General features: G+C 66.3%; 6 protein-coding genes. 2 read left to right on the top strand and 4 right to left on the bottom strand.

Annotated features, from left to right (window positions below; all coding sequences use genetic code 11):
• Positions 1-155: 155 nt before the first annotated feature.
• From VMS22_24640 to VMS22_24650, 3 genes are all read right to left on the bottom strand, one after another.
• Positions 156-1,832, bottom strand: a complete 1,677-nt coding sequence (locus VMS22_24640; GenBank protein HXJ37230.1) for a recombinase family protein — start codon at positions 1,830-1,832, stop codon at positions 156-158.
• Positions 1,819-2,289, bottom strand: a complete 471-nt coding sequence (locus tag VMS22_24645) for a DUF2924 domain-containing protein (protein ID HXJ37231.1) — start codon at positions 2,287-2,289, stop codon at positions 1,819-1,821. Before VMS22_24645 ends, VMS22_24640 begins: the two co-directional genes overlap by 14 nt.
• Before the next feature lie 125 nt (positions 2,290-2,414).
• Positions 2,415-3,149, bottom strand: a complete 735-nt coding sequence (locus VMS22_24650; GenBank protein ID HXJ37232.1) for a cytochrome P450 — start codon at positions 3,147-3,149, stop codon at positions 2,415-2,417.
• A 1-nt stretch (position 3,150) separates the two neighbouring features.
• Here VMS22_24650 and VMS22_24655 point away from each other — a divergent pair, with 1 nt between their 5' ends.
• Positions 3,151-3,420 carry a hypothetical protein gene (locus VMS22_24655; protein HXJ37233.1) on the top strand — a complete coding sequence of 90 codons (270 nt, stop codon included), beginning with the start codon at positions 3,151-3,153 and terminating at the stop codon, positions 3,418-3,420.
• A 121-nt stretch (positions 3,421-3,541) separates the two neighbouring features.
• Positions 3,542-3,670, top strand: a complete 129-nt coding sequence (locus tag VMS22_24660) for a hypothetical protein (GenBank protein ID HXJ37234.1) — start codon at positions 3,542-3,544, stop codon at positions 3,668-3,670.
• A gap of 58 nt (positions 3,671-3,728) precedes the next feature.
• On the opposite strand, the gene VMS22_24665 is transcribed toward VMS22_24660, so the two are convergent.
• The coding region (locus VMS22_24665) for a hypothetical protein (GenBank protein ID HXJ37235.1) at positions 3,729-3,971 on the bottom strand (243 nt) is incomplete at its 5' end.

A 3,971-nucleotide genomic window follows, 5' to 3' on the forward strand; every position in this document is an offset into this window, starting at 1 on the left:
CCGCCAGCCTGAAGACGTTCGCGCTGCAAGCGCTCGATTTTCTCCGCGGCCGAGGGACGCGGTTCGCTACGACGATTGAACGTCGATACGATCGCCGAGACCCAGAACGGCACGCCCATCAGCCCGAACTTCGACGACGGCCGCGTTTCTCGATTTCACGTCCCGAGGTCGGCGGATCGCGTTCCAAAGCCCAGGTGGGACCTCTGTTCGGCCCAGCCGAGAGGCAGGTCGCAGCGCTTCGTCAGAGTCTCCGCAGTGAGTTCGATGGGCTGAGCACCCTCGAGAATCGCGGCGACGATGTCGGGCGCCAGGAACGCCAGCGGCAGCAGCTGGCTCACGTAGCGATCGCTGACACCTTCGGCTTTCGCGATGTCGACGAGCGACTCGACGCGACCGCTCAGGAGGGAGTCGAACCAGCCATGTGTACGAGCGACCGCCTTCACCAACGCAGCGTCTGGATCCGGCGATCTCCGCGCATTCTCCGAGCCATGGAGGACCAGACGCATCTCGACTCCGCGACGCTTCATCCGGGTCCTGATTCCATGACGCAGGACAGCGTTCTCGTCTCCGACGAACCGCGATAGATCGACGAAGAGAGCGACCTCAGCACTGCCCAGCTCGACACGCTTCACGAGATCCAGAGGGCTACCCGCCCACCGATGTAAGGCGCGGAGGAGATCCGGGATGCGCTCCACGTCGATCTCGGCGTCTCGAGCCAGGCGAGTCAGCACCGCGCGATCGTCGAGCAACCCCCCAACGACAGCCTCTACGAACCGCTCGATCTCACGCGCTGGCAGGCGCCATCGGCAGCCTCGTTCGCTCGGCGCAGCCTCCGCCGACCCTTCGGAGATGCGCGAAACGTAGTATCGGTAGCGACGATCCGACTTGACGGCATGACTTGGTGTCAGCGGAGCGCCTGCCTCGTCGAACAGCTTGCCCCGCAATGGACTGGGATCGGTCACGCGCGAGGTCGAGCACCGATCGGGCGTGTTGGCGGCGAGCTTGGCCTGGACCGCCTCCCACACTGCGGCGTCGATGATTGGCGGATGCTGTCCCACGAAGGTCTCGCCCTTGTGTGCGATGCGACCCGCGTAGAGCGGATTGCTCAGGATGTCGTAGATGTGCCCGCGGCTGAGGGGATTGCCGCCGCGCATCTTGCCGCCCGTGCCATGGCGGACCTTGCTGACGAGACCCAATCGATCAGCATCCTCCTTCACGCGGCGCACGTTGCCGTGCTGGAGATACAGCCGGAAGAGGGTGCGCACGGTCTCGGCTTCCGATTCCTGGATCACCAGCGTGCGGCCATTCGGCTCGTAGCCGAGCGGCGCGAAGCCACCCATCCACATGCCCTTGCGCTTCGAGGCCGCAATCTTGTCGCGGATGCGCTCGCCCGTGACCTCGCGCTCGAACTGCGCGAAGGAGAGCAGCATGTTGAGGGTCAGGCGTCCCATCGAGGTCGTGGTGTTGAACTGCTGCGTCACCGACACGAACGAGACCCTGTTCGCATCGAAGACTTCGACGATCTTCGCGAAGTCGGCGAGTGAACGCGTGAGGCGATCGACCTTGTAGACCACAACCGTGTCGAGCTTGCGATCTCGGATGTCGCTGAGAAGCCGTTCGAGAGCGGGGCGATCCATCGAGCCGCCCGAATAACCGCCGTCGTCATAGCCTGTGCGAGCGAGCTTCCAGCCCTCCCCCGCCTGGCTCCGGATGTAGGCCTCGCAGGCCTCGCGCTGCGCATCGAGCGAGTTGAAATCCTGCTCGAGACCCTCCTCGGAGGACTTCCGCGTGTAGATCGCGCAGCGAAGCTTGCGACGCTCAGCGCCGGCCATCTCGGCGCCTCTTCAGGCCGAAGAAGAGCGGACCCGACCAACGTGTGCCGGTGATCTCGCGCGCGACTTTCGAGAGCGAAGGCCACGTCCTCCCGCGATACTGCACGCCGCGCTCGAGGACGATCACCTCGTGGACCAGGCCCTGCCACTCGCGAAGCAGGCGCGTGCCGGGCTTGATCGTCGTCGCAGGCGTAGTAGGCGCGCGCCCTTTCGCAAGGTCCTGCGCGGCGCGCGCGAGCTTGCGACGGGTGGCCGGCGTGAGACCGCCGAGCACCTGTTCCTGCATCCGATAGGCGATCGCGTACATCAATAGCCGGCGACTGAGGCGCGCCTGGAGGGGCGCACCGAAGAGATCCTGCCAGCGCGCCTTCAGCACTTCATATGAGAGACCCGACAGCGCGGCCAGCTCGTCCGCGAGACGCTTCGTGTCCTCAGCCGGTGTCGCGTTGCGTCGCATGTCTCGTGCCGTCGCGAGGGCCCAAACGGCCTGCCATGCACGCTTCCTTGGGGCGGCGAGTCAAGCGGATAAAACGACCAAACGGCGGGCGGTTGCACCGCTGGCGGCCTGCGTCGCCCGGCTTGCTACAGGCGCATCGGCACCTTCGCATAGCCCTGCACGTTGTTGTTGTGCGCCCAGACGAGGTTCGCCTCGTCGATCTCGCAGTCCGGGAAGCGGGCCAGCAGCTCTTCGAATGCCACGCGGCATTCCTGGCGCACCAGCGACTTGCCCAGACACAAGTGCTGGCCGAAGCCGAACGAAAGGTGCCGCTTGATCGAGCGACGGATGTCGAAGCGGTCCGGCTCGTCGTACTCGCGTGGGTCGCGCTGGGCTGCACCGGTGAGCAGCAGGACGCGGACATCCTCCGGAATGGTGGCGCCGTGCAGCTCGACGGGTCGCGTACTCCAGCGTCCCTGCACCTGCGACGGCGGGTCATAGCGGAGGAACTCCTCGACCGCGTCCGACAACAGCGAGGGATCGTCCGCCAGCTCGCTGCGCTGGTCGGGATGTCGGGCGAGCGTGACTGCGCTGTTGCAGATGAGCCGAGCCGTGGTCTCGTGGCCAGCGTTGCCCAGCAGCATGCAGAAGCCGAGCACCTCCTGCCTGGATAGATGGGTCGGGTTGCCGTCCTCGCCCTCCAGCTCGACTGCGAGGAGGGCACTGATCAGATCATCCTGCGGCTGCTTGCGACGCGCGTCGATGAGATCGTTGAAGGTGGCGGAGAGCTCCGCCCCGAGTCGTCGGTGGCGCTCGCTCGCGTCGAGCTCACCCGGCTCCCGATGCATGATCTGGTTGGTGAGGTGGCGCCACGCGGTCACGATGCTCGACAGGCACGCCGAGCATGGTGCTGATCACGTCCATCGGCTTCGAGGAAGCGAGCTGCTCGAAGAGATCGATCTGCATGCCGCGCTCGAGCCCGCCAGACGCTCTCGCGTGAGTTCGCGGACGATCGGCTCCATCGCGGCCACCCGTGGTGGCGTGAAGGCCTTGGCCACCAGGGACCGCACCCCGGGCTACGGGCGAGAGCTCTCGCAACTGGGGATGGGTGAGTTCGTGAACAAGAAACTGATCCGAGTGGCCGCGAGCTGATCCGGGCGCCGCTCCGCCGCCACGATCCAGGCGCACCCTCGGCGCACCGCGACCCGCTCATGAGGACATCTGGAACGACGCCTCCGCGTCGCTCCTGCCGGGGCTCGCGAATCTTCGCGCCGTGGCGGCAGCGATCGCGCTCGCGGTCGGCCTCGAGGCGCAACGCGCCGGAGTGGCGCCGAAGACGAGCGAAGCGGAGCTGCGTCAGCGCGTCGTCGCAACGCAGTGGACGCCCGCCTACCCGTCCTGAGCGATTCGACATCATCTCCTCGCCGATCCCGCCGAGGGAGGTGATCAACCGGGGGTCGCTACGCGCCGGTCGCAACCATTTCCCCGAGGCTGCACGGCCGTCCGGCCGGCACGATTGCCCACACCGTGGCATCCGCATTCTCGTCGCGGCGCACGCCGCTCTCTAGCAGGCTGCGGAGAAACGCAGGTGATGAAGCCGAATTGGCCTCATCGCGGCGGTTCTCGAAGGGTTGAAGGGCCGTATCGCTCCGTTGCCGATCGGCAACGGTCGCGTGGTAACAAGCTCGCAGAGCATCACGTCG

The sequence above is a fragment of the Candidatus Eisenbacteria bacterium genome (assembly GCA_035577985.1).
Lineage (GTDB): Bacteria > Desulfobacterota > Binatia > DP-6 > DP-6 > DATJZY01.